The sequence below is a fragment of the Pseudomonas hydrolytica genome (assembly GCF_021495345.1).
Classification (GTDB): Bacteria; Pseudomonadota; Gammaproteobacteria; order Pseudomonadales; family Pseudomonadaceae; genus Aquipseudomonas; species Aquipseudomonas hydrolytica.
In genome coordinates this window covers 2,534,250-2,561,206 of sequence record NZ_CP099397.1, presented here as the reverse complement: position 1 = coordinate 2,561,206, position 26,957 = coordinate 2,534,250, and the positions used below count along the sequence as shown (strand labels likewise).

Here is a 26,957-nt window from a genome sequence, read left to right as displayed (position 1 = left end):
CCTGTCGATCGACCGATGAGAGAGCAGAATGCGGGTTGCCATGAAAGGTCGTCTGACCTGCCCGGGCCATGCCAACGCCTGAGTATTAAGTTTGCCTTCAAGGCTCTTGCACCATTGTGCGGTTTTCCGAAGCGTAACGGCTATCTAGTCTTCTTCCGATGGATAAGACGAGGAGATAGCTATGCGCAAGATCCCTGTTGTTACTGCCATCACAAGCGGTCTGTTGTTGCTACCGATGGCCCATGCCGATGTAACCCAGTTGCTGCAGAACAACGCTTGCACGGCATGTCATCAGCCTGCAGCACGCACAGTGGGCCCTTCCTGGCAGGAGATAGCGCAACGTTACGGGGACGGCAGCAAGAGTGCCGAACAACTTGGCAGCAGCATAAAGAGTGGTAGCTCAGGCTCTTGGGGCGCCATACCTATGCCTGCGCAGGCCCAGCTCAGTGATGCCGATGCAACGAGCATCGCTGAATGGATTTTGACTGCACCTCACCAGTAAAGACGGCACCTTCCCATAACACTGACCCGCCAGATGCGCCCCCGAGCGCCTCGAGGAGGCGGGCTCCAATCGGATTAGCGAGGACTCCCTCATGGCCCACATGATTAAGGTCAACGGCAAAGAGCACCAGGTGGATGTCGATGACGATACCCCGCTACTGTGGGTGCTACGCGATGTGCTCGGGATGACCGGCACCAAGTTCGGATGCGGCATGGCATTGTGCGGCGCATGCACCGTGCACATGAATGGAAACGCGGTGCGCTCGTGCATTATGCCGATCAATGCGGTGGTGGGTTCCGAGATCACGACCATCGAAGCGATTGGGGAAACGCCGGCCGGCAAACGCATACAGGACGCCTGGTTGGCTCATGAGGTGGTCCAGTGTGGCTACTGCCAGTCGGGTCAGATCATGTCCGCCAGCGCTTTGCTGGCGCGCAATGCCAATCCAAGCGACAGCGACATCGACGGCGCGATGGCCGGCAATATCTGTCGCTGCGGAACCTACGTACGCATACGCGAAGCCATCAAGTCTGCTGCCGGGCAGCCCGTTGCGCAGGTGGAGGGGTAATCATGAACAGTTTGCAGGACTTCCCCATGAAAACCTCGTCCCAAGAGCCCCTGGCCCTGAGCCGGCGTCATTTCCTCAAAGCCAGTGCTGCGGTCGGGGGCGGGCTGTTGATCAGCTTCTCGCTGCCCCCGCTGATGCGCGATGCTCAGGCTTCGACAGGGAGGAGTTTCGCGCCCAACGCCTATGTCCGTATTGATCGCGAAGGCGGTATCTACCTCACGATCCAGCCAGTGGAAATGGGGCAGGGGACTTACACCTCCATGCCAGCGCTGATTGCCGAAGAGCTTGAAGTCGGCCTTGAACAGGTGCACATCGAGCATGCGCCAGCCGATGACAAGCGTTATCCAAATCCCATGCTTGGTTTCCAGGTAACCGGTGGCTCGACCTCGGTACCCGGCAACTGGAAACCCCTGCGCGAGGCAGGAGCTGCTGCTCGGGTACTACTTGTCGCCGCTGCCGCCCAGCAATGGGGAGTCGCGCCTGACAGTTGCAGAGCTGAGGCAGGCGAGGTGTTGCATCCCTCCAGTGGACGCAAGTTAGGCTACGGCGAACTGGTGGACGCCGCGGCCAAACTGCCGTTGCCGGAAACGATTCCGCTGAAGGATCCCAAGGATTTCAAGCTTATAGGCACACCGGCCAAGCGCACCGATTCGCCTAGCAAGGTCAATGGCACGGCGGTGTTTGGCATCGACGTACACCCCGAGGGTATGAAGGTGGCAGCGATCACCATATGCCCCGTGGTCGGCGGAACACTCGATGCGGTCGACTCCGCCCCGGCGATGGCTGTGCGTGGGGTGCGCGAGGTGATTCGCACCGATAATGCGGTAGCGGTCATCGCCGATCACATGGGCGCAGCGCGCAAGGGCTTGGCTGCTCTGCAGATCAAGTGGAACCCTGGGGCGAATGCCCAGCTTTCCAGCGCGCAGTTGTTGAGCGATATCCAAAAGGCTTCAGAGCAAGCGGGAGTCGAAGTCCGCAACGATGGCAATGCCGAAGAGGCGCTGCAGAAAGCGGCAACGCGACTGGACGTGGTCTATCAGGTGCCGTTTCTTGCTCACGCCTGCCTGGAGCCGGTCAACTGTACCGTGCATGTCCGCAAGGATGCCTGTGACATCTGGGTGGGCATTCAGGTGCCAGCTCGCGCCAAGACAGCTGCGGCAGAGTTGACCGGTCTGCCCGAGGAGGCCGTGCAGGTTCACAACCATCTCATCGGCGGAGGGTTTGGCCGGCGCCTGGAAATCGATTTCGTGATCCACGCGGTGAAGATCGCCAAGCAGGTCGATTACCCGGTCAAGGTCATCTGGTCTCGCGAAGAGGATACCCGCCACAGCACGCTGCGACCGTTTCATTACAACCATCTGAGCGCCGGACTGGATGAGCAGAATCGTCCAGTAGCCTGGACGCACAAGGTCACCGGCGGCTCCATCCTGGCACGCTGGGCCCCACCGGCCTTCGTCAATGGCATCGACCGCGATGCCGTGCGTGATGCCAGCGGGCCGTATGCATTCCCCAACGTCAAGGTGCAGTACGTTCGTCATGAGCCGCCGGCTGGTATCACCCCGGCCTTCTGGCGCGGCGTCGGCCATACGCAGAACGCCTTCATGGTCGAGGGCCTGCTCGATGAGCTGATCCATGTCGCCAAGGCCGATCCTTTCGAGTATCGCTATCCGCTGCTCCAGGAACATCCACGCGCAATCAAGGTGTTGCAGCTGTTGCGAGAGAAGTCCGATTGGGACAGCCCCCTGCCACAGGGCCATGGCCGCGGCCTGGCACTGACCTACTGCTTCAGCACCTATGCGGCGCAGGTGGCCGAGGTCAGCGTGAGTGCCAACGGCGATGTGCGGGTACTGAAGGTCACCACCGTTGTCGACTGCGGCATTCCAATCAATCCCGATAGCGTGGTGGCGCAGATTCAGGGCGGAACCTTCTTCGGTCTTACCGCGGCGCTGTTCGGCGATATCACCTTCAAGGATGGCCGCGTGGAGCAAGGCAACTTCGATACCTACCGGATGCTGCGGATCAATGAGGTTCCAGAGCTGATCACGCATACGGTTGAAAGCAGCGAGGCCCCGGGTGGCCTCGGTGAGGTTTCGACGGTGACTATCGCTCCGGCCGTGGTCAACGCCATATACGCCGCAACCGGCAAGCGCTTGCGCAGTTTGCCCATTAACACGCAGGAGCTGCGTACTACCTGACTGAGTTCAGATGGCCGATAGCGGATCGACAGGGAGCATGGTCAGCCGCGCAGGGTGGGCACGCAATCGTGAATAGGTGCTTCACGCATCCTGAGCATGCCCCCCTGGCGTCCGTTCGTATACGCGGTCAGTTCCGACAACACCGATAGCGCCACGCTCTCGGGCGTGTCGCCGCCTAAATCCAGGCCCATGGGGTAATGCAGGCGCTCATAGCCCGGATAATGCCGACTTGAGGGGCCGATATCGGCGAGTAGCCGCTCGGTGCGGCTACGTGGGCCCAACTGGCCGATGTAACGTGGCCGCATGCGCAGTGCGTGCTCCAACCAGTGCCTGTCCTGGCGGTAGCTATGCGACATGATCACTACTGCAGCTGCATTGAGTATCGCGCCCAGGTCCGCTTGTTGCTCCAGCTCCAGATGCACCACCTGAACGGCGCCGGGAAAGCGCTCCTTGCGAGCAAAATGCCTGCGGGCGTCAATCACCGTAACCTGCCAGCCGTGCTGGGAAGCCAGACTTACCAGCGGCTGCGCATCGTGACCCGCACCGAAAACTACCAATCTAGGAGGCGGCATCAGGTACTCGAACAGCACCTCCACCTCGCCACCCTCCAGGCTATAACGCTGGCGGGCCGAGCGTTGATGCAGCATGACGGCCCGCAAGTCGACCTCCAGCGCTTTCGCGAGGGAGTCCTGGCGGATGCTTAGGTGCACAACACCGGTTGGATCGATCGCGACTCGGTCGGCCAGGCGAACGCTCTCATCGCTGCTCGCGATCACTGTGGCAAGAGCCGCCGGAGCGCCCAGTCTGTGGACTTGCCGCAACAGACAGAGCGGCAAAGGTACTGCGTTGTGTTGAACTCGCTCCAACAGAATATGGACAGTGCCGTTGCAGCCCAGGCCGAAGGTCAGATCCTCTTCCTCGTCGGCTTCGTCACCTTCGGCACCGGTACTGTAAGTGCGGACTGTGGGTTTGCCTGAATCGGTAAGCCACCAGGCTTTGCTGATGAGATCACGCTCCAGACAGCCGCCGCTCACCGTGCCGACAGCACCACCGGCAACCGGGATTAGCATGCGCGCGCCAGGGCGGCGATATGCAGAGCCTTCCACCTTCACCACGGTCGCCAGCACAGCGTCCTGCTTATTCGCCTCCAACTCATCCGTCGCCAGCAACAACTGCATTATGTCTGTCATGACGCCTCGCCGCTTATTCGGTCATTGCGTCGAGTATTGCCCAGCACATGTCGCACCATTAGCCATCGCAACTGCATGACGCTTTAAGAGAGCCTTAACAATGTGGGAGCGCCGGCCTGCCCTCTGGCTTGAACTGCAGCAACCCACACAGGCAAATTGAAGAGCGTGCAGAAAGGTGGTGCTTTAATGCTTGTCAGGTTGCACTCCACGAGGTCCGCCCATGAATCGCAACGATTTACGCCGTGTCGATCTGAACCTGCTGGTGATCTTCGAAACGCTGATGTTCGAGAAGAATCTCACCCGCGCAGCAGAAAAGCTGTTCCTGGGCCAACCCGCGGTCAGCGCCGCTCTGGCGCGATTACGTGATCTCTTCGACGACCCGCTGTTAGTACGCAACGGGCGCGGCTTCGAGCCAACGGCACGCGCACTGGCAATTCTCAAAGAGCTGCAGCCGGCAATGGATACCATCTCCTGCGCGGTCAGCAGGGCCCGCGAATTCAATCCGGCCACTAACCGGGACACGTTCCGCATCGGCCTGTCCGACGATGCAGAGTTCGGACTGTTCCCTGCGCTGCTTAATCAATTGCGGGAAGAAGCGCCAGAAGTCGTGATCGTCGTTCGGCGCGTCAACTTCCTTCTCATGTCGCCCATGCTGGCCTCGGGAGAAATTTCCGTTGGAGTCAGCTACACCGCTGAACTGCCTGCCAACGCGAAACGCCGGAAACTGCGTGAGTTGAAGGTCAAGGTGCTAAGAGGCGATAGTCGTCCTGGGCCGCTGACGCTGGACGATTACTGCGCACGGCCGCATGCACTGGTGTCCTTTTCGGGCGATCTGACTGGCAATATCGATAACGACCTGGCCAAGTTGGGGCGCTCGCGCCGGGTCGTACTGGCGGTACCGCAATTCAGCGGGCTGCGCTCTATTCTGGCCGGGACGGAATTGCTGGCATCGGTGCCCGATTACGCCGCTGCGGCCTTGATCGAAGGAACCCACCTACGCGCCGACGACCCTCCGTTTCCGATAGTGACGTCGGATCTGTCCATGGTCTGGGGTGGGGTAACCGACAATGACCCCGCCGAGCGTTGGCTCAGGAGCAAGATAGTTGAGCACATGAGCGGTTAGCAGTTAGTCAACGATCCGGGCTGCGCTTCGGTCAGATACACACAAAGGTCTGTCATCGGGGGCATGGCCGGTATCTCGAAGTACATCTGCACGAGCCAGCCTCTGTGATAGGTCGCATGATTGACGAGATGCAAAACCATGGCTTCGGCAGTCATGTTGCCGCGATTGCCGGAGACGAAGGCAAAATCGATGCTACGGGCCAATGTCGCTTCGCTCTGCCTGGCATACCACTCAATGAGCCAGTTATCGACCTCCAGTTGAGCTTGACGCAATTCGGAGAGGTCTGGATAGGGCATCGCCTGACGTGACGTGAAACCATGCTCACGGCCTTCCAGGTGGGCTTGCCAGATTCGATCCACCACGTACATATGGTTCAGCACTGCAATGATGGTCTTGATAGGGCCTGCATGTTCGCGAGTGAGTTCCTCGGCGGGGAGTTCAGCGACACTGTTCAGAAAAAGCTTGTCTGCCCAACGCTTGTATTCGATGAGCATGCTGCCCATGGCGGTATTGGCCATGATGAGCCCTCCCAAAAGTCGAGCGGTATCTTTGGTTTCGCGCAAGCCACACGGGTATGGCCGAGGCTCTCAATCAGATCGATCGCGAGCAGATGGAGTGTAGGTACATCACAGACTCACGTCAGGCCTGAGCGACAAGCGAACTGTCGGTTCTGCACCTCGAAATTCCCCGGCGTACTGAAGCCCAACTGATCAATCGCTCTATTCGTAAGTAGCACTTAAAAGCCTCTGAGCTTCCAGGCGTATTGTTCAATCAGCGTCTGCAGTCGACCATCTTCGCCCAAGTCGCGCCGCTGCGATTGAACAGTCTTCGGAGGAACGTTATGGACGCTTACGTCAGACCCATAGCCTATCGCAGGGTGCTTGGTTTCGTAGCCAGCCTCTGGATGCGTCGTAGTGGATACTTCTTTCTCGGTCTGACATTGACGCTGGCCGCCACGGGTTTCGACCTCTTGCTACCCTGGGCATCCGCGCGGTTGATTGAAGGTGTGGCCGAGAGTGCTGACCAGGCGCTTGTCTGGCAGAGCTGGGTAGTGCTTCTGGTGGCCTTTGCGGGGTTTGCGATCAGCCGGAATCTCGCCCACCGTCTATGGATTCCGCTGGCCGCTCGAAACATGCAAACAGTTCTGCTGCAGGGATTCGATCATGTTCTGTCGGCGCCAGCCGATTGGCATGCGACCCAAGCCACCGGCGAGACGGTAAGACGCATACGTCGCGCGATGGACGGGTATGACGCCGTCACTGACGCGACTACCATCCATCTCGGGCCCGCACTGGTGGTGTTGCTTGGCCTGATCGTCATGATCGGCTGGCGAGAGCCTATTGCCGGTGTCTTGGCACTGCTGGTTGCACTGGCCTTCATAGCGAGCAATCTGCTGGTGGGTATGCATTGGATTCGGCCGGCCAGCTTGCAGGCCAATGCTACGGACAGTCATCTCAGCGGAATCGTCGCTGACGTTCTGGCCGCTTCGGTAACGATCAAGGGATTTACGGCAGAACGACGTGAAAGCAATCACATGGAAGAAATTGCCAGACTCTGGGGTAGGTCGTCAGCCACTGCCTGGCGGCGTTTCGTCGATCTGGGGCTGGTGCAAAATCTCCTACTGCTTCTGTTGTTGACGGGTTTGAGCGGCGTAGCGCTCTACACATGGGCGAGGGGCGAGACGGGGCCAGGCGATGTCGCTTTTGCCGTAACGTCTTTTCTTCTGATGGCTGGCTACCTGCGGGGCTTCGGGGAAAACCTGCGAGTTGCGCAGAAGGGCCTGGAGGATGCAGCAGATGCCCTGTTGCTGACGGCTTTGCCGCGAGAGGAAACGCGCGAGCCAGTTCTTGTCGATCTTTCCTGGCGAGGAGAAGTGGTGTTCGATGGGGTGAGCTTTGCCTACCCCCAGGGACGGGTATCCGTGTTGAATCGCCTGGATTTACAGATCAAGCCAGGCGAAACAGTCGCCATTGCCGGCGCCAGCGGGTCTGGAAAGTCCACCATTGCGCGTTTGCTGCAGCGCTTTTACGAGCCTTCAGCTGGGCGCATTCTGCTGGATGGTCACGATATTGCGCAGCTGCCGCTGGCTACGCTGCGACAGCAAGTTTCAGTCGTAACCCAGGAGCCCACGCTTCTGAATCGCTCGATCTGGGAGAACATTGCCTATTCGCGCCCGACGGCCAGCAAGGCGGAGGTGATCGCTGCGGCCAAAGCCGCCTGTGCGCACGACTTTATCCTGCAGTTACCGCATGGCTATGAGACGCAGGTCGGTGCTTACGGCGCGCGTCTCTCCGGCGGTCAGCGCCAACGTTTGGCATTGGCGCGCGCGCTCCTGGTAGATGCCCCCGTACTGATAATGGACGAAGCGACCTCTGCACTCGATCCACAGACCGAAGCCGAGGTGCTGGCGAGCATCGCTGCCTTACGTCCGCAGCAGACCCGTATCGTAATTGCCCATCGGCCTGCGGCCATATTGGCGGCAGATCGAGTCGTGTGGATGAATAAGGGCAGGGTGAGCGAAAACTCGACCAGCGTGCTGTTCTGAAGCCTGCCGTGCGGCATGAATGAGGTTCAGAGCAGTAGCGGTGCTTCGATCTGCTGCTGATGCGTGGCGTCACGCTCGTGGCGCAGAAAGTCGATCAGCGCACGTAGTTTTGCGGGAACGCGGCGACGGTCGGGGTAATAGAGGTGAAGGGCAGGGAGGGTAGGGCTCCAATCGGCCAGCAGACGCACGAGTCGCCCCTGTGCCACCAGCGCCTCGATGTAACCGTTGATCATGTAGGCAACTCCCAGCCCCTCCAAAGCGGCACGCACGAGAATTTCCGAGTCGTTGAGTATCAATCTGCCTCTCGGTGTCAGATCGTACTTTTCATCACCGCGAGAAAAATTCCAGCGCTCGATCTGGCCGCTCGTGGTGTGGCGCTAGCCGATGCAGTTATGCATCGTCAACTGCTGGGGATGCGTCGGTACGCCGTGCTGCACCAGATAAGTAGGCGAGGCAATGACCTGCGCCTGAAGCGTAGGGCCGACAGCGATGGCAACCATGTCTTTTTCGACTGCGTCGCCGAAGCGGATGCCTGCGTCGAAGCCCTGGCTCACGATATCAACCAGAAGATTCTCCACCCGAATTTCCAGGTTGATCTCTGGGTAAGCCGCCATGAAGCGCCGTAACACGGGTTGCAGAATGATCAGATAGGCTGCTCGCGGCACGTTGATCCGCAGCAGGCCTGATGGGTGATCGGCTTCACGGCCCAGTTCCTGGGAGGCCGATTTGAGCAGCTCGAGCGCTGGCTGCACGCGCTCCAAATAACGCTCGCCGATTTCGGTCAGGCAAACGCTGCGGGTAGTGCGGTTGAAAAGCACTAGCCCAAGACGCTGTTCGAGGTTGCGAATGCTCTGGCTTACCGCCGAAGGCGATACTCCGAGTCTCACTGCCGCTGCAGAAAAACCTTTTTCCTCAGCAACGGCAATAAAGGTGAGCAAACCATCTAGGTGGTCTTGACGCATAAGCCGCTCCGGCATCGTTCGGGAGCCGAATGTACTTTATTGCCAGCGTGCCGATTATGCAGATGAGCTTAATAGGGCATGCGGCTAGCTCAGCTGGAATTACAACTAACATATTATTAGAACGGGTCAGTGGAAATTGCCAGCGCCGAATGGGCTCATGAGCCATGTCGACGAGTGTCTCGGGCGAATTCGATGAAGGCCTTGAGCGCCGCCGGAACCTGTCGTCGGCTCGGATAGTAAAGGTGCAATCCGGGATAGAAAGGGCACCAAGACTCCAATACCTGGATCAAGCGCCCCGAAGCGAGATGTTCGCTGACCATGCCCTCGAAAACGTAGGCCAGGCCAACGCCCTGAAGCGCCGGGTCAACCATGAGACCTACGTCGCTCAGAATCAGAGGTCCCTCCACATCGATTTCCAGCTCTACGCCGGCCTGAGAGAACTCCCAGCGATAAAACGAACCGCTGGGAAATCGATGGCGGATGCAAGGTATGCCGTGCAGGTCCTGGGGTTTCTGTGGAGTAGGGTGTTGCCGTAGAAATTCTGGCGAGCCCACGACCACCGAGCGCATGTATGGGCCAATAGCCAGGGATACCATGTCCGCCTCTAGCCGCTCGCCAAACCGCACTCCTGCATCGAAGCCTGCTGAGACCACATCCACCAGCGCATCGTCGGTAACGATGTCCACACGTACGTCTGGGTAGGCCTGAAGAAACTTGCTGACCATTGGCAGCAACACCAGCTGAGCCGCTGGCCGGCCAGCCGTAATGCGCAAGTTGCCGGAAGGCTTGTCACGAAAATTGTTGAGATCCTCCAAGGCATCGTCGATATCGCGAAAGGCTGGCCTGACCCTTGAGTAGAGGCGTTCACCGGCCTCGGTCAGCGCCACACTCCGAGTCGTGCGGTTGAACAGGCGTACCCCCAGGCGGGTTTCCAGTGTTCGTAGTGCGTGACTCAATGCCGATGGCGAGAGCCCGAGGTCAATCGCAGCCCGGCTAAGACTGAGGTGCTGAGCGATGCTGAGAAAGATCGACAGATCTGCCGCGGATACTGGCTTCATATATGAGCGAAATTCACAAGGCCATTCAATTTTATTGGGATTATCACAGCAATAACGGGATTTTAAAGTGGCGTCAACTCATCAAGAAGGCCCGCAATGGTGCAGGCCAAAGACAGGAGGAGTTGATATGCGTACTTGGTTCATTACTGGTGCTTCCCGCGGTCTTGGCTCTCTGATTGCAGAACACGCTCTGCGTGCTGGTGACGCGGTAATTGCTACGGCCCGCAAACCTGAAGAAGTCGTGTCGCGCCTTGGCAACCATCCCAAGCTGCTGGCGGTGCGTCTGGACGTGACCAGCGAAAGCGAAACCCAGCAGGCCGTGGCTGAGGGCATCAAGCGCTTCGGGCGTATCGATGTCGTGATCAACAACGCCGGTTTCGGCGTGCTTGGCGCAGTCGAGGAGACGAGCGCCAGCGAAACCGAGCGCCTGTTCGCCACCAACGTGTTCGGCGTGTTGAATGTGATCAGAGCGGTACTGCCGCACATGCGTCGCCAACGTTCCGGCCACATCATCAACATTTCCTCCATTGGTGGTTATCAGGCGTACGTAGGGTGGGGCGTATACGGCTCGACGAAGTTCGCCATAGAAGGCATCACTGAGGCGCTGCATCAGGAGGTCGCGCCGCTGGGCATTCACGCGACCGTGGTCGAGCCGGGCTTTTTCCGTACCGACTTTCTCGACGAGCAATCGCTGATCAAGACCGCACTGGAACTGGCCGACTATGACGACACGGTTGGCGCAATGCGGCGCTTCGCGAAGGACTACAACCACACCCAACTAGGCGATCCGGTGAAATTTGCCGAAGCCATGCTCGCTTTGGTCAACGCGCCCAAGCCGCCTCAGCGCCTGCCGCTTGGCAGCGATACCGTGGCTCGTATCGAAGCAAAGAACGAGTTTGTCGTCAGCGAACTGAACGAGTGGCGAGACCTGGCCATGTCGACCGATTTCCAGGCCTGAAGTGACCGCCCAAATCCTGTTGAGGAAAGTCTCATGAAAAGCATCATGTTCTTTGCACTCGGCGCCCTGATGACCACTCAGGCGATGGCAGCCGCCAAAGCCAGCACACCGGCGCCAGACGCAGCGAGCGATTACTACTACGGCATGCATCTGGATGTGGCTCGCGTGGTATCGCATGGGGAAATTCCAAACGTCTGCCGTGCGGTGCCGGTGGAGATGACCTATGAAGACTCGCAAGGCGTGCAGCACACTATCCGTTATCAGGTGATGGGGACCGGTTGCAGCGGAGGCTGACTGCCAAGTTGGAAGACCAGAGAGAAACCGGGCTCGTCCCGGTTTCTTTTTTACGTCGAAAGCGGAGCCTCTACCTCGGCGATCTGCGTAACGCATATTCGCATAATGTATATTATGTTAAATTACGTATATCCATGAGGGCCTGTGCAGCCCCCACGTTTTGAGCCTCCTGATGAAAAAGTAGACGAATCCTGATCAAAAAGAATCTTTGAAAATCAGAGCCCTGCAGACGCTCAGCCATTTCACCTCCCCCTTTTTGGGTGCAATGCTAAGTCTAAAAATTAGACTGATGCCCACTTCCTGTCTGACTAAAAAAAGCAAAAAGTAGACAAATATCAACTCGCATACTTAGATGTAGTTCACTAGCCACTGCTCGACAATATCGCTGGAGCCGCCTATGTCCCTAGCTACAGATTCAGTGCCGCGTCCGATATTCTGCGGCCCCGACGCCATAGGCCTTAGCGTTGAGCAGTATTCCGCTAGTTATCCTTGTGTCGTGGCGTACCTACGTATGTTCTCTCCTTCAATAGGCGTAGAAAACGATTTCTTATGGGGGCGGCAATTTTTAAGTCGCCACACACGTTTCCCCGGTACATACAATTCCTATCGCGCAATTATTGAGCGCTTATTGCTTTGGAGTTGGATATCTGAAAGCAAATCAGTCTTAACCTTAAACAGAAGTGATTTCGGTCGATTCTGTTCGTTCTGTGAGCAGCCGCCCGAGAGTTGGATTGGAGGCGGTCGACCGGCCCGCTTTGTGAATACCAACTCGGGGCGGGTTCAAAATGACTCTTGGCGTCCATTTGATGCCAGCGGCCAGGCAGGATCCGATAACTATAAGCCGTTCACAGGTACAATACGTCAGGTGCAAAGCATCAGCAGTTCTTTCTTCAACTTCCTTCATGCAAACGATGCGGCAGCAGTTAATCCTGTGGTCATGAGCAGGTCGAAGAATGGACGCGCGGATAAGCGACACCAACCTAGCCGGCACTTGTTAACTCCAGAGCAAATATCTACGGTAATTGACGTTTTAGAGCGTCTCGCAGTAATCGATGCCACTCTAGAGCGCCCCCTCTTTATCGTGGCTGCCACTGTATATATGTGCCTGCATGGAACTGATTTAGCGTCAACTGATAGCTACTGCCCGACCATGAGTTGCTTTGTCATGGAGGAAGATAATTGGTGGTTTATTATTGATCGGCCAGGCTCCTCACCTCATAAACTCTCAGTTCCTTCACATTTTTTGCCTTACTTGAAGCGTTACCGGATCAGCAGAGGGTTGCTGCCACTGCCTGGGCGCAATGAGGGTGAGCCCTTGTTACATAGCAATCGTGGACGCCTGGGGCTATGTGAGCGCCATATACGTGAAGTGGTAAGTGATGCACTAAAGCAGGTACATTCAGATATCAGCGAAAGAGAAGGAAATTGTGCTGATTGGAATATGTTGCTCTCTTCCAATATGCGCTTTCTAAAAGATAGTGGCGCGAAGATGGCTGCTCTAACTCACTCGCCTTCTGAATTGCAACGAAACCTTCGTAGTGAGAGTCTCGCTTATACGTATGGCAGGTATTACGCTGATTCATAATTTCCGTTTACTTGTGTTGCCTGATTTTTAGGCGCCGTGTAGCGTTTAAATGCTTGCGCCAAGACGGGCCATACAGCTGGAGATCACGCGGCAAACTGCATTGAGTTGGCTGGATATCTACTATACCGAACGCAGTTTTGGCTTACTGGATCAACTGGGTCGGCAGGTCGACCTGCTCTGTTCGACCGTGCAACCCCTGATTGCCTCGTGATCGGGTCAATTTGAAACAGAAAGCACCTGAACACCTCTCTCATGAGCGGTTTGGAAACAAAGTTTGAAACTTCATATTCTGTGAATTGAGCACCTGTTGCCGCATCAATAGATGCCGGGCTGACCTGCGCAAGAGGTATTCCCCGTACGCTTACTGCTCACCTACTCAAATGACCTTCAGCGAGGTACCGGCAGCGGTGTATTGGTGCTAAGGCTGTTGGCCCAGGCCTGAACTGCTTGGTGATCTATCACGCCGCCTGCGTCCACATCGGCCAGGGCCGCTCGGGTCAGGCGGCCGCGCTCTTCTTCCTGATCAATCCATGTGGCCAAGGCTTGCTTGAGAATCCAGTCCGTGGAGCGGCCCAGATGTGCGGCCATCTGATCGACTCTCTCAGCTAGCTGTACTGGGACGTGAGCCGTGATAACCCGGGTTTCGATTGGGCAGATCATGATGGGCTACTCCTACGCAACGAAGGGCTGCGGACTGTAGTCCATTATGACTGGCCATTTCGTTACTGCCGAGCCGAAAGCAGTCTCGCCAACCAGATGTCTTTGCCGGATGGTTACCCCTGTATGCAGTATCTAAGTGACACATGCATACAGCAACTGATCGGCTTCTTAGGCAGCGCCGAGCGCTCTAGAACCGGGTTTATAGTCGATTATAGAGTGATTATAGAACAATTATAGAATTCGCTTTTGGTGCCTGATTGGGTATGCCCGAAGCAGGCAGCTCCTGCACCTCGGCTAACCACAGATGTTTGACTAGGACCCAAGCACCTAGGGGCTCGACTTAACGGCTAGCGAGGCCGGTCTTGGGCTAGCGCGCCGAATGGGTGGTGCGAACCCTACGAGCTGAGAAATCCGGTTAAACGGAGCTACCAGCTGAGCCCGATACCCTGCATGACACTCTGTTTGATCCAAATCAACGAAGCACTGTTATTGTCAAAACGAGCGTTCATGCCCCGGGGCAATCTGCTATCGTCGCCCTATCGCCCCGCCTGGTGAATTGCTGTGCGTCGGATTGGATTGATCCTGGTAATGATTGCTAGCCTCGTGCTGCCGACCTTCGGCGGTATGGCTTTCAGCATGCCTGCACAACCTTGCCCGATGCAGAGCGCCGATCATCAGAGCCATGCAATGGCCGATGCTCCGTGCTGCGAGCAAATGGATAAGTCTGATGGGGTGGCCAGTAAGTCCCCCTGCAAATCCGGCCAGGAATGCAAGACCGGAGGACTTCTCCAGACCACCGTTATCAAGAGCATATCCCCTCTTCCCTCACGCCCCGAGATATTGCTGACCCAGTCGGTGATTAAGCGAGAGCCCGCAGGACTCTGGCGCCCTCCTCGTTTCGTCTAATGCAGTGATCTTCGCGCCTTTAAACCAGGCGCATCGTCGCGGCCACGCTTTTGGTGGCGACCTCGATCAATCGCATTGGAGGCGAAAGCATGCCCGCTTTCCTTTTCCCACGCCGTGGCTATCTCGGTGTGTTAGCTGCCGCATTCTGGGCAGTTCCCTGGGTTGCTGCACAGGCGCAGCCCCTAACCTTCGAACGAGCGCAGGCGCTCGCCGAACAGCGCGCACCTGAGAACCTGGCACGACAAGCACAGGTCGCTTCGGCACAGCAGGCCGTAGTTCCCGCAGACGCCCTGCCCGATCCCAAGCTGATTCTCGGCATCGATAATCTGCCCATCGAAGGGCCTGATCGTTACACCCTGAATCGTGACTCAATGACCATGCGCCGCATTGGGCTCATGCAAGAGGTTCCCAATGGCGACAAACGCCAGGCCCGCCGCCAGTTGGCCGAGGCCTCCGTTGTCCGGGCCGAGGCCGAGCAGCGCGCCATGCAGCTTGAGGTCAAACGCCAGACGGCATTGAGCTGGTTGGATGTGTACTACGCCGAGCACAGTGTTGGCCTCTTCGATCAACTGGACCGCCAGATCGAGCTGCTCCGCTCGACGGTGCAATCGCTGATCGCCGGTGGCAGCGCTCAGCCTGGTGAACTGCTGCAGGCCGACCAGGAGGCTTTGGCATTGCAGGATCGGCGGGATGAGCTGAGTCGCGACGTGGCGATAGCTCGGGCCAAGCTGCGCCGCTGGATAGGCAACGAAGCCGATCAACTTCTGGCGGGAGATGTGCCCAGCCTAAGTTTGGATGCCCCCCACCTGCAGCACCGTTTGACTCAGCATCCCGACTTGCGTGCCGCGTCTGCCCGGGTTGGCGAGGCCAGCGCAGAGTTGAATGAGGCTGTAGCCGAGAAGACACCTGACTGGGGCGTAGAGTTTGCCTACAACAACCGCGACAACCAGTTCGGCGACATGGTGATGGTGCAGTTCACCTTCGACCTGCCGTTGTTCGTCGGCACACGCCAGGGCCCCAAGATCAACGCCAAGCAACAGAGCGTGTCGCAGATGGAAGCCGAGCAGGAAGTGCTGCTGCGCGCCCATCAGGCTGAGTTGGAAAGCGGCCTTGCCGAGTTGGAGCAACTACGCAGAGCTCTGGCGCGTACCGAGAAAACCTTGATCCCTCTGGCGAGCAAACGTGCCGACCTCGAATTGGCCGCCTATCAGGCCGGCAACAGTCAGCTGGCATCCGTCATCACCGCCCAGCGCGAACTGATCGAGGCTCAGCTGCGACAGATCGAACAGCAGCGCAAGCTGAGCCAGCTCTCCGCGAGCTTGTACTACGCCTATGTGGAGGGCCTGCAATGAAGATTTCAGCATTAGGTTTTTCTGCGGCCTTGTTGACCATGGGTATTGCTGCGGCAGGCGGTGGCTACTGGCTGGCCGAGAGGCCGGCCAACCATGAGGTCATGCCAACTCCCGCACCGACGGATGAGCGCAAAGTGCTCTACTGGTATGACCCGATGCAACCTGACCAGCGCTTCGATAAACCGGGCAAGTCCCCCTTCATGGATATGGAGCTTGTCCCCAAGTACGCAGATGCAGGGCAGGACTCCTCGACCCTGAGCGTGCCCTCGCAAGCCGTGCAAAACCTCGGGATGCGCACCGCGCCAGTAACTCGCGGTGTGCTGCCTTCGGGTATCGAGGCCGTCGGTTCCCTGGCCTATAACCAGCGCGAGGTGGCGAACCAGCAGGCCCGAGCGGGTGGGTTCGTCGAGCGGGTCTACGGACACGCCCCTGGCGATGTATTGCCCGCCGGTACGCCCCTCGTCGACCTGCTGATTCCCGAATGGTCTGCCGCCCAGCTGGAGTTCCTGGCTGTGTTGCGTACTGCTGACACGCGCTTGATAAGTGCGACCCAGGAGCGCCTGCGCCTGCTTGGCATGCCTCAATCGTTGGTCGAGCAGGTTCGGCGCAGCGGCCAGCCACGGGCGGTTCAGACCATCTCCACGCCCATCGCCGGCGAGCTGCAGGCATTGGAGGTGCGTACCGGGATGACCGTGGCAGCCGGCCAGGACCTGGCGCGGATCAACGGACTGTCCACGGTCTGGCTCGATGCCGCAATCCCCGAAGACCAAGCTGGAGCGGTTCAGCTTGGCGCGAGCATCACCGCCACCCTGACCGCCTTCCCAGAACAGCCTCTGCAAGGTCGTGTCGTCGCCTTGCTGCCGAGTGCCGACTCGCAGACGCGTACGCTCACGGTACGCAGCGAGCTCGCCAATCCCGCCGGTAAATTGCGCCCCGGCATGTTCGCCGCCGTGCGTCTGAACAGCACCGTCGAAGAACCCGCGCTACTGATCCCGAGTGAAGCTGTGATTCGCACCGGTAAGCGTGCGCTGGTGATGCTGGCCGAAGCCGATGGGCGCTACCGCCCCCTGGAGATCACTTTGGGCCGCGAGGCCGATGGGCGTCTGGAGGTGTTGTCCGGTCTTGAGGAAGGGCAGTCGATCGTTACCTCCGGACAGTTCCTGATCGACTCGGAGGCCAGCCTCCAGGGGGTCGTGGCCAGCCATGTCGAGCTGGACAATGCAAAGAAACTCCATGAGTCCCATGGCGTGATTCGTGCCCTGGACGCCGAGGAGGTCACCCTGGAGCACGGTCCATTCGAGAGCCTGAACATGCCCGGCATGACCATGGCATTTCCGCTGGCCAGCCCTGAAGTAGCTGCGGGACTCAATCCCGGGGATCACGTACGCATCGGCGCTCGTCAGACGGACTCCGGCTTGCAAATAGAGCGGCTCGACAAGCAAGGAGAGCAGCCATGATCGCGCGCCTGATCTACTGGTCGATAGGCAACCGCTTCCTGGTGCTGCTGGCGACCCTGTTCATCACCGCTTTAGGGATCTGGTCGTTGCGCAACACGCCGGTGGACGCGTTGCCGGATCTCTCAGACACCCAGGTCATCATCAGAACCAGCTTTCCCGGCCAGGCGCCGCAGATCGTCGAGAACCAGGTGACCTATCCGCTGGCCACCACGATGCTCTCGGTCCCGGGGGCGAAGACGGTGCGCGGCTACTCGTTCTTCGGCGACTCCTTCGTCTATGTGCTGTTCGAGGACGACACCGATCTCTACTGGGCGCGCTCGCGCGTGCTGGAGTACCTCAACCAGGCCCAGGAACGCCTGCCGGAGGGCGTCACCACCACTCTGGGCCCGGATGCCACCGGCGTGGGCTGGATCTATCAGTACGCATTGGTCGACCGCAGCGGCCAGCATGACCTGTCCCAGCTGCGTGCGATGCAGGACTGGTTTCTCAAGTACGAGCTCAAGAGCCTGCCCAACGTGGCCGAGGTGGCCACCCTCGGCGGCATGGTCAAGCAGTATCAGGTGCTGCTCGATCCGCAGAAGTTGGTGGCTTACGGGGTAACTCAGCAGGAAGTCGAAGCGGCGCTGAAGAGCGCCAACCAGGAAACCGGCGGCGCCATTCTGGAGCTGGCGGAGCGCGAGTACATGGTGCGGGCCTCGGGCTATTTGGAGAGCCTGGATGATTTTCGCAATGTGCCGCTGCGAGCTTCGGCTAGCGGAATTCCGGTGCTGCTAGGCCAGGTGGCCACCATTCAACTGGGGCCAGAGATGCGTCGCGGCATTGCCGAATTGGACGGCCAGGGTGAAGTGGTCGGTGGCGTGGTCATCCTGCGCTCCGGCAAGAATGCCCGTGACACCATCGCTGCCGTGAAGACCAAGCTGGACAGCCTGAAAGCCAGCCTGCCCGCCGGCGTCGAAGTGGTCACTACCTATGACCGTTCGCAACTGATCGACCGTGCCATCGACAACCTCAGCTACAAGCTGCTGGAAGAGTTCGTGGTGGTTGCCTTGGTTTGCCTGATCTTTCTCTGGCACCTGCGCTCGTCTCTGGTTGCGATCATCACCCTGCCCCTGGGCATCCTGATGGCCTTCATCGTCATGCGCTACCAGGGCGTCAATGCCAACATCATGTCGCTCGGCGGGATCGCCATCGCCATCGGCGCCATGGTCGATGCCGCCGTGGTGATGATCGAGAACGCGCACAAGCACATCGAGGCCTGGAAGGCGCGGCACCCCAATGAACCGCTCCAGGGTGAGGCGCACTGGCGAGTCATCGGCGAAGCCGCGGCCGAGGTCGGGCCGGCACTCTTCTTCAGCCTGCTGATCATCACCCTATCGTTCCTCCCGGTCTTTACCCTGGAGGCCCAGGAAGGACGGCTGTTTGGCCCGCTGGCCTTTACCAAGACCTATGCCATGGCCGCTGCTGCCGGCCTCTCAGTCACCCTCGTACCGGTGCTAATGGGCTACTGGATTCGTGGGCATATCCCCAGCGAACAGCAAAACCCCTTGAACCGCTGGCTGATCGGCGCATACCGGCCGGTGCTGGAGTGGGTGCTGGCCTGGCCCAAGGTGACCTTGGCGCTGGCCGTGCTGGTCTTTGTGTCCAGTCTGTGGCCCCTCAGCAGACTCGGAGGAGAGTTCCTGCCGCCCATGGACGAAGGCGATCTGTTGTACATGCCTTCGGCCCTGCCCGGTTTGCCGGCGAGCAAGGCAACCCAGCTGCTGCAGCAAACCAACCGCATGATCCTCACGGTGCCGGAGGTGGCCCGGGTATTTGGCAAAGCCGGGCGAGCGGAGACAGCTACCGATCCGGCGCCGCTGGAAATGTTCGAGACCACCGTGCAATTCAAGCCGCGCGAACAATGGCGCGCGGGAATGACGCCGGAGAAGCTGATTGAGGAGTTGGATCGGGCGGTGAAAGTCCCAGGGCTGTCCAACATCTGGGTGCCGCCAATTCGCAATCGCATCGACATGCTGGCCACGGGGATCAAGAGCCCAATCGGCGTAAAGGTCTCTGGAACCTCCCTGGTCGATATCGAGCGCATTACTCGCGATATCGAGACGGTGGCCAAAGACGTACCTGGGGTGAGCTCCGCGCTGGCAGAGCGCCTCACCGGCGGACGCTATGTGGATATCCAGACCGATCGCCTGGCCGCGGCACGCTACGGCCTGAGCATTGCAGACGTACAGGCGGTGGTATCGGGTGCCATTGGCGGCAGCAATATCGGCGAGACGGTCGAAGGACTGGCCCGCTTTCCGATTAACCTGCGCTATCCCAAGGAGTGGCGGGACAGTCCCCAGGCGCTAAGGCGTATGCCGATCCTCACCCCTGCCGGCCAGCAGATCACCTTGGGCACCGTCGCCCAGGTTAGCCTGACCGAAGGGCCGCCGATGCTACGCAGCGAGAACGGGCGCCTGTCCGGCTGGGTCTATGTTGATGTCCGTGGGCGCGACCTGGCATCGACCGTACGTGAGCTACAGCAACGCGTAGCTGAGCGGGTACAACTCGACGCTGGCATGACCGTTTCTTACTCCGGTCAGTTCGAGTACCTGGAGCGCGCCAATGCGCGGCTGTCCTGGGTGGTGCCGGCGACCTTGTTGATTATCTTCGTGCTGCTCTACCTGACCTTCAGCCGCTTCAGCGAGGCCCTTCTGATCATGGCCACCCTGCCCTTCGCCCTGTCGGGGGGCATCTGGCTGCTCTATTGGTTCGGCTTCAACTTGTCGGTGGCCACTGGGGTCGGCTTCATTGCCCTGGCCGGCGTCTCGGCCGAGTTCGGGGTGATCATGCTGTTGTATCTGAAGAACGCCTGGCATGCTCGGCTGGACTCCGGACGCAGCGGTGATCCGGCCCTGCTCGAGGCCATTCGGGAAGGCGCGGTGCTGCGTGTCCGTCCCAAGGTGATGACGGTTGCCGTAATCATCGCCGGCCTGCTGCCCATTCTCTGGGGCGGTGGAGCGGGTTCAGAGGTGATGAAGCGCATTGCCGCCCCCATGGTTGGCGGCATGATCACTGCCCCGCTGATGTCCATGCTGGTCTTGCCGGCAGCCTACTGGCTGATGCGAAGACAGCGCACAGGAATAGTTCGCGCTCCGCAGGCGCTGTAACTCCAGACGCTCAGGTGAGCCGCACACCAAGTGCGGCTCACCTGAGTAGCAGCACAAACAGCATTACGACGATGTAATTTTGACTTCATTTTTGTGACAGGTTACGAGGGTATATTCAAATTACTACTTGGAAGGAGTGATTGAATATGAAAACCCTCAACGCTGTTGCCGCATTTACAATTATGGCTATTTCTTCTGCAGCCATTGCAGAAGGTGGCGCTGATCGTGTTTATGGTCGGATGATTCAAGCCAATGAACAGGCCATGCAAGAGTATGCTGCGACTAACGGGAAGAATCGTCCCGAAGTCGTTCACTACCGCTATGGCATGAAGCTTGACATCGCCAAGGTCGTAGCCAGCACCCCTACGGATGCGAGCTGTGGCGTGATGCCGGCCCAGATGACATACGAGGATTCCAACGGCAATCTGAATATTCTGGAATACCGGGTAGCCGGGACAGGCTGCCGGAACCAGAACTAATAAATGACATCGCGCTGACGGAAATGTAATTTCCAGGTCACCCTGACGTTATTTGGTATGTGGAAATATGACAAAAGCGCGCTCGGCTATGCCGGCGCGCTTGGCGCATATGTCCAACAACACAATGAAACTGCCAATAACATCAGGAGCATTTATGAACAACAAGGCCCTGTTTTGACTTTCTCTGATCTGTCTAAGTATCAGTACCGGGCAAGCTGCAATGGCCGCCGACGAGAAAGGCGAGGGATTGATCGAAAGCAACGGCGTGATAGAACGATTCAAAGTCTAGCTTCATCGAGGGCACCAAAGGCTTCGGTGTCGATGCGCATGCATCCACGGATTGTACCCGCAAAAATAACTCGAACTCCCATCCACAAGAAATTGTCCATTCAACTGAGCCACATTCTTGGTCCGTGAGCCAAAAGATTGGCTGATTTTCTTCATTACAAAAAAGGCTTAATGTTATGCATATGTCTTACTTGCGCTTTGCCGCCATGATTTCTACCTCGACAGTAGTGATGTATGGGGCTATGTATCTGAACTCCTACGCACTTGAGCATGTAATGTGGAGCGAGACTCGCGTCTGGATGGCGTTGATAATGGGATCTATCATGACCATAGTAATGCTTCTGTTCATGCTTAAAATGTATACGGTGCGGAGTGTAAATATAGTTATATTATTGTCAAGTGCCGTTCTTTTTGCTGTGGCGCTTTGGGTTGTGCGCAGCCAAGTAACAATAGATGATACCGACTATATGAAAGCCATGATCCCGCACCACTCTATTGCCATCATGACCAGCGAGCGAGCGCAAATAAATGATCCGCGCGTTCGGCAGTTGGCAGATGAAATTATCAAGGCACAGCGACGGGAGATTGCGGAGATGAAACAATTAATTGATGATTTGGAACGAAATTAAGCTAATGGTATTGAGGAGGCGAAAGCTGAACGGATATATGAGTTGATTAAAATTATAGACGTCAGAATGTAGAGTAAGACACTAAAGCCGCCTGGGCACTGGACGTGCGCAAGCGGCTATTTATTTGATAAAGTTTCTACCGAGGAAAATAATCCTCAATTACTTGGTCTGTTCCCGCCTTTGTCAACCCAATAACCTGGTAAGCATGCTGTACGCCACCGACTTCCATGCCGGGGGAGCCCGCCGGCATTCCAGGAACAGCGATACCAACCAGATCATTGCGCTTGCTGAGTTCGAGGACCTGAGCAGCCGGTACATGACCTTCGACGAACTTGCCGTCAATCACCGCCGTGTGGCAAGACGCCAACCGTGGCGCGACGCCCAGGTGTTGCTTCACTGCTGTCATGTTGCTTTCGACATGGTCGACGACTTTGAAGCCATTCGCTTCGAGGTGCGAGATCCACTTCTTGCAACACCCACAATTGGCATCACGATGGACATCAATCGTCAGGGCATCAGCTGCTTGAACCGCAGATGTGGCGGATAGAGCGGCCAGTAGGGCCAGATATTTAGCTTTCATGAACGTGCTCTTTGCCATCGGAGTGGGTGTGGGTCTTGGGTGAGGCATTCGGAGCCTTCTCGGAGTGATGATCGCCTCCGTTTGAGGACGCCTCATCTCCAGCATGGTGGTCATCGCCATTCATATTTGAGTGGTGATCAGCTTCAGACGCGGAGCCACCTTCGTGACCCGTAGCTGCGGCATCGTGATGACCAGGCTCTCCGGCATCACCTGGGCCATGATGGTCTTCGCCACCGCCGCTATTACCATGATGCCCAGGCTTGTTGTCGCCATGCTGCCCTTCATGGTTGTGCATCTGCGTTTCCCCGCCACCATGCTGATGGCCACCGCTGGATGCGACGAGTGTTTGGTACTGCTTGGCATCCATCGTCGGCAGCTGGTTGAGGAAGGCGACCATGCCCCAGATGTACTGATCGCCCATGCTCTTGCCCCACGCAGGCATACCCGTTGCCTTGATGCCGTGCTTGATCACCCAGAAAGTAGCAGCGGGATTGCCATCGACACCGATCTTGGCGAGGTTGGGGGGCGCAGGATAAAGCGATTGGCTCAACTCGGTCTCCGCCACACCTGGCGCCAAGTGGCAGCCAATGCACATCGAGTTGTAGTTACCCGCACCGGCGCGAATAAGAGCTTGATCATCGAGGTTGGGCACCTCGATGTCCCGCGAGCGAACCTCGATAGAGCGGTCACGGGCCATCGATAAGAAGGCGTGCACTGCAGGAAAATGCGGGTCGTCGGCCCCGACGTTGACCACGCCAAAGTAGGCGCCGGCCAGGACAGCTGTGCTACCGACTACGCCAGCCGCCACCAAAGTTTTAATTGTTCTTTTCATGTCAGGTTCTCAAAACCACATCCGGATACCGGCGACAAAACGCGCCTCGTCTACATCACCGCCCTCGTCGCGAACCATGTCTGCCGTGTTGCCATAGGAGCGGCTCCAGGAGACCCCGACATAGGGGGCAAACTGCCTGACAATCTCGTAACGCAGACGCAAGCCGAGCTCGGTATTGGCCAACCCCGATCCGACACCACGCTCAGGATCGTTCTTGCCGTAGAAGTTCATTTCGGCAATTGGCTGGAGTATCAGTCGGTTGGTCAGCAGAATGTCGTACTCGCCCTCCAGTCGGGCAGCGGTCTGGCCATTCTCGCCCACGAAGGCGGTGGCTTCGGCCTCGAAGGCGTAAAGCGCCATGCCCTGAACACCGAAGGCGGCCCAGGTCTGCGGCGACTCGGGTTTGAAGTCCTGACGAACTCCCGCGACGACGTCCCACCAAGGGCCGATCGAGCGGCCGTACAGCAACTGCAACTCCGCATCCTCAGTCACGCCGTTGGTACGCTCGCCTTCGGAGCGGAACCAGACTCGGTTGATGTCACCGCCTACCCAGCCCGACGCATCCCAGGCCAGGGTGCTGCCCTCATCTGCATCCTGGTATTCGAGCTGATCGAGCAAGAAAAAGCTGTTGATGGCGCTGTCGTGCACCTTATGGCCAGGTAGAGGCGGAAAAGCCGCTTGGCGATCAGCATCCGTCAGAACGGGTATCGGCGTACGGCTGGTGGTTCTTGGAGCTTCAGTGGAGCCATGGTTCATCTTTGAATGATCCATGCCGTCCATCTGCCCTTGCATGGCGCCATGGTTCATCTTGCTGTGGTCCATGACTGGAGCCTTATCTTGGCTCTGGCTGTGGCCCATCTGGCTATGATCCATGCTGCCCGAAGCACCCTGCATGGCACCATGGTCCATCTTGCTGTGATCCATGCCCTCCATCGGCGCTTTGGTAGCGCCGTGGTTCATCTGGCTATGGTCCATCGACATGGCGCCGTGCCCCATTGCCGAATGATCCATTTCTTCCGCAGCCAAGGTAACGCCGCCGCTGAACGCACTCAGCGACACAGCCAGCGCCAAGAGAGATGGACGTGAAAACTTAGTGGTCATGGTTCGAACCTGCTTCGGCTTCGGTGCCGCCATGCTTATCCATCATGTTTTCGTGATTCATGCTGTCATGCTTCATGTCTCCGTGATCCATGGCGCCATGATCCATCTGCTGGCCAGCCGCCTTATCCTTCGACTGATCTGCATGCTTGCCACTGGCGGTCTTGGGCGCAGCCGACTCGGCAGCATGTTGTTCGTGCTCACTGTGCCCCTCACCTGCCAACGAAACCGGTGCGTGCAGGGCAGCCAATAAGCTAAACATGACTGCGCTGCCAGTCAGGGCATTTCGCTTCATAAAAGTGCTCATCAGAAATCTCCTTTACTCATCCACACGAACTTCACGGAACATGCCCATTTCCATGTGGAGCAGCAGGTGGCAGTGATAGGCCCATCGCCCCAACGCATCGGCAGTCACTCGATAGCTGCGCTTGGAACCTGGCGGCATGTCGATGGTGTGTTTTCGCACCAAGAAATTGCCGTTCGCATCCTCCAGGTCGCTCCACATGCCATGAAGATGGATCGGATGAGTCATCATGGTGTCGTTGACCAGCGTGATGCGAACACGCTCGCCGTACTTGAGGCGCAGAGGCTCGGCGTCAGAGAACTTGATGCCATCGAAGGACCAGGAGAATTTCTCCATGTGCCCGGTAAGGTGCAGCTCGATGGTGCGACTTGGTTCGCGACCATCCGGGTCGAGGAAGGTGCTGCGCAGGTCAGAGTACGTAAGGACGCGTCGGCCGTTGTCTCGCAAACCAATACCTGGGTCGTCCAACTTGTGCGTCGGTGTCATGGTCTGCATATCGACCAGCGGGTTGTTGGTCTCTGAGGCTGGGTGTGCCTGCATCGCACCTGCCATGCCTGCCATGCCTGCCATGCCCGAATGATCCATTCCAGCCATCTGGCTGTGATCCATGCCGGCCATGCCACCCTGCATGCTCCCATGATCCATGCCCGCCATACTGCCGTGGTCCATTCCGGCCATGTTCCCGTGATCCATGCCGCCCATGCTGCCGTGATCCATACCCATGTCGCCCATGGCAATCAGCGGACGCGGGTCGGGGCTGGGTACCGGTGCACTCAACCCCTCCTGTACAGCAAGGGTGCCGCGCGCATAGCCAGTGCGATCCATGGATTGGGCAAACACGGTATAGGCCTGTTCGCTGTCTGGTTCGACGATCACGTCGTAGGTCTCGGCCACGGCGATACGGAACTCGTCGACGCTGACCGGTTTGACGTGCAGACCATCGGCCGCAACCACAGTCATCTTCAGGCCCGGGATGCGCACATCGAAATAGGTCATCGCCGAGGCGTTGATGAAGCGCAGGCGGATCTTTTCGCCCGGTTTGAATATGCCGGTCCAGTTGCCATCAGGTGCCTGGCCATTCATCAGGTAGGTGTAGGTGTAGCCACTGACGTCAGCGAGATCCGTCGGGCTCATCTTCATCTCGGCCCACATCTTGCGATCGGCTACCGCAGCGGACCACCCCATCTCGCTCACGTCATTGATGAAATCACCAACGGTGCGCTTGTGGTAGTTGTAGTAGTCCGACTGCTTTTTGAGCTTGGCCAGTACCCGCGCTGGATTTTCATCGGTCCAGTCGCTCAGCAGCACGACATAATCACGGTCGTAACTGAAGGGCTCGGGTTCCTTGGCGTCGATGACCAGCGCGCCGTATACGCCGACTTGCTCCTGGAGCCCCGAGTGGCTGTGATACCAGTAGGTGCCGTTCTGGTTGACCTTGAACTTGTACTCATACATGCCGTCGGGGGCGATGCCATGGAAGCTCAGGCCCGGAACGCCATCCATGTTCGCCGGCAGGATAATGCCGTGCCAGTGAATGGACGTGTCCTCCTTGAGGCGGTTGCGTACGCGCAACGTCACGGTCTCGCCCTCCCGCCAGCGCAGGATTGGGCCTGGCAGCGAGCCATTGATCGTCATGGCGGTACGCGCTGCGCCGGTGATGTTTACCGGAGTCTCTCCGATAAACAGGTCGAAATCGTTACCGCTCAGCACGTTCGGCTGACCTGGGCTGGTTACCGCCCAGACCGGCGTGCGCCACATGCCCATGCCGCCGAGAATACCGGCGGCGGCGAGGCCTTTGACGAAAGTACGTCTTGTGGTTTTGCTTTGCATGCCGTTATGTCCAATCCGTCAGATGAGCCGGTGATATGCATCCGGTCTCGGGTTCATTGACTGCTCCAGTGTCGGGAGATTTGATCTTCAAGCCTTGCGTGCTGCGCAAGTTCCCCCTGACACCAAGCAGTATGAAACTGCCATATCTCAACCATCCGGGTGATTACATTTCTGTAAGGTTGAGGGGGCTCAGCAGCTGGCGTGTTCCGCCTGTTTGGCTTGGCTGCCGGCGACAGGAGCTTCATCGTTCTGCTGCTTGGCCAACTGATAGGCTTCCAGCGAGACCTGGCGGGCTTGTTCCATGCGTGCAAACGTGCGATCAGCACCGCCTTCGGCCATCGCCAGGCTGGAAACACTCAGGGCAGCAACTACAAACAGGGTTTTGATCGATTTCATTTCGTTAATCCTCAGAAGTT

The 26,957-nt window shown here is 58.1% G+C and carries 23 protein-coding genes and 1 pseudogene; 13 read left to right on the top strand and 11 right to left on the bottom strand.

Annotated features, from left to right (window positions below; genetic code table 11):
• Nucleotides 1-181: 181 nt before the first annotated feature.
• The 3 genes from L1F06_RS11875 to L1F06_RS11865 all read left to right on the top strand — a co-directional run bounded on the left by L1F06_RS11875 (nt 182) and on the right by L1F06_RS11865 (nt 3,265).
• Nucleotides 182-502 carry a c-type cytochrome gene (locus tag L1F06_RS11875; RefSeq protein WP_012018592.1) on the top strand — a complete coding sequence of 107 codons (321 nt, stop codon included), beginning with the start codon at nt 182-184 and terminating at the stop codon, nt 500-502.
• A gap of 91 nt (nt 503-593) precedes the next feature.
• Nucleotides 594-1,070, top strand: coding sequence for a (2Fe-2S)-binding protein (locus tag L1F06_RS11870; RefSeq protein ID WP_041773080.1), 477 nt, complete (start codon nt 594-596; stop codon nt 1,068-1,070).
• A gap of 2 nt (nt 1,071-1,072) precedes the next feature.
• Nucleotides 1,073-3,265, top strand: coding sequence for a xanthine dehydrogenase family protein molybdopterin-binding subunit (locus L1F06_RS11865; protein WP_129482736.1), 2,193 nt, complete (start codon nt 1,073-1,075; stop codon nt 3,263-3,265).
• A 41-nt stretch (nt 3,266-3,306) separates the two neighbouring features.
• Here the strand turns inward: L1F06_RS11865 and L1F06_RS11860 are convergent, their stop codons facing one another.
• Complete coding sequence (locus L1F06_RS11860) at nt 3,307-4,443, bottom strand: XdhC family protein (RefSeq protein ID WP_252576767.1); 1,137 nt, start codon at nt 4,441-4,443, stop codon at nt 3,307-3,309.
• Nucleotides 4,444-4,675: 232 nt separating this feature from the next.
• On the opposite strand from L1F06_RS11860, the gene L1F06_RS11855 reads away from it, so the two are divergent.
• Nucleotides 4,676-5,578, top strand: a complete 903-nt coding sequence (locus L1F06_RS11855) for a LysR family transcriptional regulator (protein ID WP_252576766.1) — start codon at nt 4,676-4,678, stop codon at nt 5,576-5,578.
• Here L1F06_RS11855 and L1F06_RS11850 read toward each other — a convergent pair.
• Nucleotides 5,575-6,096: a DinB family protein gene (locus L1F06_RS11850; protein ID WP_012018597.1), complete on the bottom strand. Its 522-nt coding sequence runs from the start codon at nt 6,094-6,096 to the stop codon at nt 5,575-5,577. The genes L1F06_RS11855 and L1F06_RS11850 overlap by 4 nt on opposite strands.
• 323 nt (nt 6,097-6,419) lie before the next feature.
• On the opposite strand from L1F06_RS11850, the gene L1F06_RS11845 reads away from it, so the two are divergent.
• Nucleotides 6,420-8,123, top strand: a complete 1,704-nt coding sequence (locus L1F06_RS11845; protein WP_129482734.1) for an ABC transporter ATP-binding protein — start codon at nt 6,420-6,422, stop codon at nt 8,121-8,123.
• Nucleotides 8,124-8,149: 26 nt separating this feature from the next.
• On the opposite strand, the pseudogene L1F06_RS11840 reads toward L1F06_RS11845, so the two are convergent.
• Nucleotides 8,150-9,085 (bottom strand): annotated as a pseudogene (locus L1F06_RS11840) (LysR family transcriptional regulator).
• Between the two features lie 155 nt (nt 9,086-9,240).
• Entirely contained in the window at nt 9,241-10,143 is a 903-nt protein-coding gene (locus tag L1F06_RS11835) for a LysR family transcriptional regulator (RefSeq protein ID WP_129482733.1), read from the bottom strand.
• 127 nt (nt 10,144-10,270) lie between these two features.
• On the opposite strand from L1F06_RS11835, the gene L1F06_RS11830 reads away from it, so the two are divergent.
• From L1F06_RS11830 to L1F06_RS11820, 3 genes are all read left to right on the top strand, one after another.
• On the top strand, nt 10,271-11,101 hold the full coding sequence (locus tag L1F06_RS11830; protein WP_129482732.1) for an oxidoreductase: 831 nt from the start codon (nt 10,271-10,273) through the stop codon (nt 11,099-11,101).
• A gap of 84 nt (nt 11,102-11,185) precedes the next feature.
• Complete coding sequence (locus L1F06_RS11825; protein ID WP_252576782.1) at nt 11,186-11,395, top strand: DUF2790 domain-containing protein; 210 nt, start codon at nt 11,186-11,188, stop codon at nt 11,393-11,395.
• Between the two features lie 511 nt (nt 11,396-11,906).
• Nucleotides 11,907-12,980 carry a site-specific integrase gene (locus tag L1F06_RS11820; protein WP_252576765.1) on the top strand — a complete coding sequence of 358 codons (1,074 nt, stop codon included), beginning with the start codon at nt 11,907-11,909 and terminating at the stop codon, nt 12,978-12,980.
• 387 nt (nt 12,981-13,367) lie between these two features.
• Here L1F06_RS11820 and L1F06_RS11815 read toward each other — a convergent pair whose 3' ends face one another.
• Entirely contained in the window at nt 13,368-13,640 is a 273-nt protein-coding gene (locus tag L1F06_RS11815; protein WP_129482730.1) for a CopG family ribbon-helix-helix protein, read from the bottom strand.
• A 995-nt stretch (nt 13,641-14,635) separates the two neighbouring features.
• Between L1F06_RS11815 and L1F06_RS11810 the strand changes: the two genes are divergently transcribed.
• From L1F06_RS11810 to L1F06_RS11790, 5 genes are all read left to right on the top strand, one after another.
• Nucleotides 14,636-15,898, top strand: a complete 1,263-nt coding sequence (locus L1F06_RS11810; RefSeq protein ID WP_129482782.1) for a TolC family protein — start codon at nt 14,636-14,638, stop codon at nt 15,896-15,898.
• Nucleotides 15,895-17,355, top strand: coding sequence for an efflux RND transporter periplasmic adaptor subunit (locus tag L1F06_RS11805; protein WP_129482729.1), 1,461 nt, complete (start codon nt 15,895-15,897; stop codon nt 17,353-17,355). Before L1F06_RS11810 ends, L1F06_RS11805 begins: the two co-directional genes overlap by 4 nt.
• Nucleotides 17,352-20,501: an efflux RND transporter permease subunit gene (locus L1F06_RS11800; protein ID WP_129482728.1), complete on the top strand. Its 3,150-nt coding sequence runs from the start codon at nt 17,352-17,354 to the stop codon at nt 20,499-20,501. The genes L1F06_RS11805 and L1F06_RS11800 overlap by 4 nt, the downstream gene beginning before the upstream one ends.
• A gap of 146 nt (nt 20,502-20,647) precedes the next feature.
• Nucleotides 20,648-20,980 carry a DUF2790 domain-containing protein gene (locus L1F06_RS11795; RefSeq protein ID WP_129482727.1) on the top strand — a complete coding sequence of 111 codons (333 nt, stop codon included), beginning with the start codon at nt 20,648-20,650 and terminating at the stop codon, nt 20,978-20,980.
• A 464-nt stretch (nt 20,981-21,444) separates the two neighbouring features.
• Nucleotides 21,445-21,897, top strand: a complete 453-nt coding sequence (locus tag L1F06_RS11790) for a DUF305 domain-containing protein (protein ID WP_129482726.1) — start codon at nt 21,445-21,447, stop codon at nt 21,895-21,897.
• Between the two features lie 136 nt (nt 21,898-22,033).
• Here the strand turns inward: L1F06_RS11790 and L1F06_RS11785 are convergent, their stop codons facing one another.
• From L1F06_RS11785 to L1F06_RS11760, 6 genes are all read right to left on the bottom strand, one after another.
• A complete protein-coding gene (locus L1F06_RS11785; RefSeq protein WP_129482725.1) occupies nt 22,034-22,477 on the bottom strand; it encodes a DUF411 domain-containing protein in 444 nt (147 codons plus the stop codon).
• Nucleotides 22,467-23,309, bottom strand: a complete 843-nt coding sequence (locus L1F06_RS11780) for a c-type cytochrome (RefSeq protein WP_129482724.1) — start codon at nt 23,307-23,309, stop codon at nt 22,467-22,469. Before L1F06_RS11780 ends, L1F06_RS11785 begins: the two co-directional genes overlap by 11 nt.
• Nucleotides 23,310-23,318: 9 nt before the next feature.
• Nucleotides 23,319-24,410, bottom strand: a complete 1,092-nt coding sequence (locus tag L1F06_RS11775) for a copper resistance protein B (RefSeq protein ID WP_129482723.1) — start codon at nt 24,408-24,410, stop codon at nt 23,319-23,321.
• The gene (locus L1F06_RS11770; protein WP_129482722.1) at nt 24,400-24,714 is read right to left on the bottom strand and encodes a hypothetical protein; all 315 of its coding nucleotides are present in this window, start codon (nt 24,712-24,714) and stop codon (nt 24,400-24,402) included. Before L1F06_RS11770 ends, L1F06_RS11775 begins: the two co-directional genes overlap by 11 nt.
• A gap of 12 nt (nt 24,715-24,726) precedes the next feature.
• Nucleotides 24,727-26,541, bottom strand: coding sequence for a copper resistance system multicopper oxidase (locus tag L1F06_RS11765; RefSeq protein ID WP_129482721.1), 1,815 nt, complete (start codon nt 26,539-26,541; stop codon nt 24,727-24,729).
• A 189-nt stretch (nt 26,542-26,730) separates the two neighbouring features.
• A complete protein-coding gene (locus tag L1F06_RS11760; protein WP_004374659.1) occupies nt 26,731-26,937 on the bottom strand; it encodes a co-regulatory protein PtrA N-terminal domain-containing protein in 207 nt (68 codons plus the stop codon).
• Nucleotides 26,938-26,957 lie beyond the last annotated feature (20 nt).

What these genes read in the sequence shown, in the direction of transcription:
- L1F06_RS11780 (WP_129482724.1), bottom strand. Translation starts at nt 23,309, where the DNA reads ATGAAAAGAACAATTAAAACTTTGGTGGCGGCTGGCGTAGTCGGTAGC.
- L1F06_RS11845 (WP_129482734.1), top strand. Translation starts at nt 6,420, where the DNA reads ATGGACGCTTACGTCAGACCCATAGCCTATCGCAGGGTGCTTGGTTTC.
- L1F06_RS11785 (WP_129482725.1), bottom strand. Translation starts at nt 22,477, where the DNA reads ATGAAAGCTAAATATCTGGCCCTACTGGCCGCTCTATCCGCCACATCT.
- L1F06_RS11865 (WP_129482736.1), top strand. Translation starts at nt 1,073, where the DNA reads ATGAACAGTTTGCAGGACTTCCCCATGAAAACCTCGTCCCAAGAGCCC.
- L1F06_RS11820 (WP_252576765.1), top strand. Translation starts at nt 11,907, where the DNA reads ATGTTCTCTCCTTCAATAGGCGTAGAAAACGATTTCTTATGGGGGCGG.
- L1F06_RS11810 (WP_129482782.1), top strand. Translation starts at nt 14,636, where the DNA reads ATGCCCGCTTTCCTTTTCCCACGCCGTGGCTATCTCGGTGTGTTAGCT.
- L1F06_RS11875 (WP_012018592.1), top strand. Translation starts at nt 182, where the DNA reads ATGCGCAAGATCCCTGTTGTTACTGCCATCACAAGCGGTCTGTTGTTG.
- L1F06_RS11800 (WP_129482728.1), top strand. Translation starts at nt 17,352, where the DNA reads ATGATCGCGCGCCTGATCTACTGGTCGATAGGCAACCGCTTCCTGGTG.
- L1F06_RS11790 (WP_129482726.1), top strand. Translation starts at nt 21,445, where the DNA reads ATGCATATGTCTTACTTGCGCTTTGCCGCCATGATTTCTACCTCGACA.
- L1F06_RS11855 (WP_252576766.1), top strand. Translation starts at nt 4,676, where the DNA reads ATGAATCGCAACGATTTACGCCGTGTCGATCTGAACCTGCTGGTGATC.
- L1F06_RS11805 (WP_129482729.1), top strand. Translation starts at nt 15,895, where the DNA reads ATGAAGATTTCAGCATTAGGTTTTTCTGCGGCCTTGTTGACCATGGGT.
- L1F06_RS11870 (WP_041773080.1), top strand. Translation starts at nt 594, where the DNA reads ATGGCCCACATGATTAAGGTCAACGGCAAAGAGCACCAGGTGGATGTC.
- L1F06_RS11775 (WP_129482723.1), bottom strand. Translation starts at nt 24,410, where the DNA reads ATGACCACTAAGTTTTCACGTCCATCTCTCTTGGCGCTGGCTGTGTCG.
- L1F06_RS11760 (WP_004374659.1), bottom strand. Translation starts at nt 26,937, where the DNA reads ATGAAATCGATCAAAACCCTGTTTGTAGTTGCTGCCCTGAGTGTTTCC.
- L1F06_RS11795 (WP_129482727.1), top strand. Translation starts at nt 20,648, where the DNA reads ATGAAAACCCTCAACGCTGTTGCCGCATTTACAATTATGGCTATTTCT.
- L1F06_RS11830 (WP_129482732.1), top strand. Translation starts at nt 10,271, where the DNA reads ATGCGTACTTGGTTCATTACTGGTGCTTCCCGCGGTCTTGGCTCTCTG.
- L1F06_RS11815 (WP_129482730.1), bottom strand. Translation starts at nt 13,640, where the DNA reads ATGATCTGCCCAATCGAAACCCGGGTTATCACGGCTCACGTCCCAGTA.
- L1F06_RS11860 (WP_252576767.1), bottom strand. Translation starts at nt 4,443, where the DNA reads ATGCAGTTGTTGCTGGCGACGGATGAGTTGGAGGCGAATAAGCAGGAC.
- L1F06_RS11770 (WP_129482722.1), bottom strand. Translation starts at nt 24,714, where the DNA reads ATGAGCACTTTTATGAAGCGAAATGCCCTGACTGGCAGCGCAGTCATG.
- L1F06_RS11850 (WP_012018597.1), bottom strand. Translation starts at nt 6,096, where the DNA reads ATGGCCAATACCGCCATGGGCAGCATGCTCATCGAATACAAGCGTTGG.
- L1F06_RS11765 (WP_129482721.1), bottom strand. Translation starts at nt 26,541, where the DNA reads ATGCAAAGCAAAACCACAAGACGTACTTTCGTCAAAGGCCTCGCCGCC.
- L1F06_RS11835 (WP_129482733.1), bottom strand. Translation starts at nt 10,143, where the DNA reads ATGAAGCCAGTATCCGCGGCAGATCTGTCGATCTTTCTCAGCATCGCT.
- L1F06_RS11825 (WP_252576782.1), top strand. Translation starts at nt 11,186, where the DNA reads ATGGCAGCCGCCAAAGCCAGCACACCGGCGCCAGACGCAGCGAGCGAT.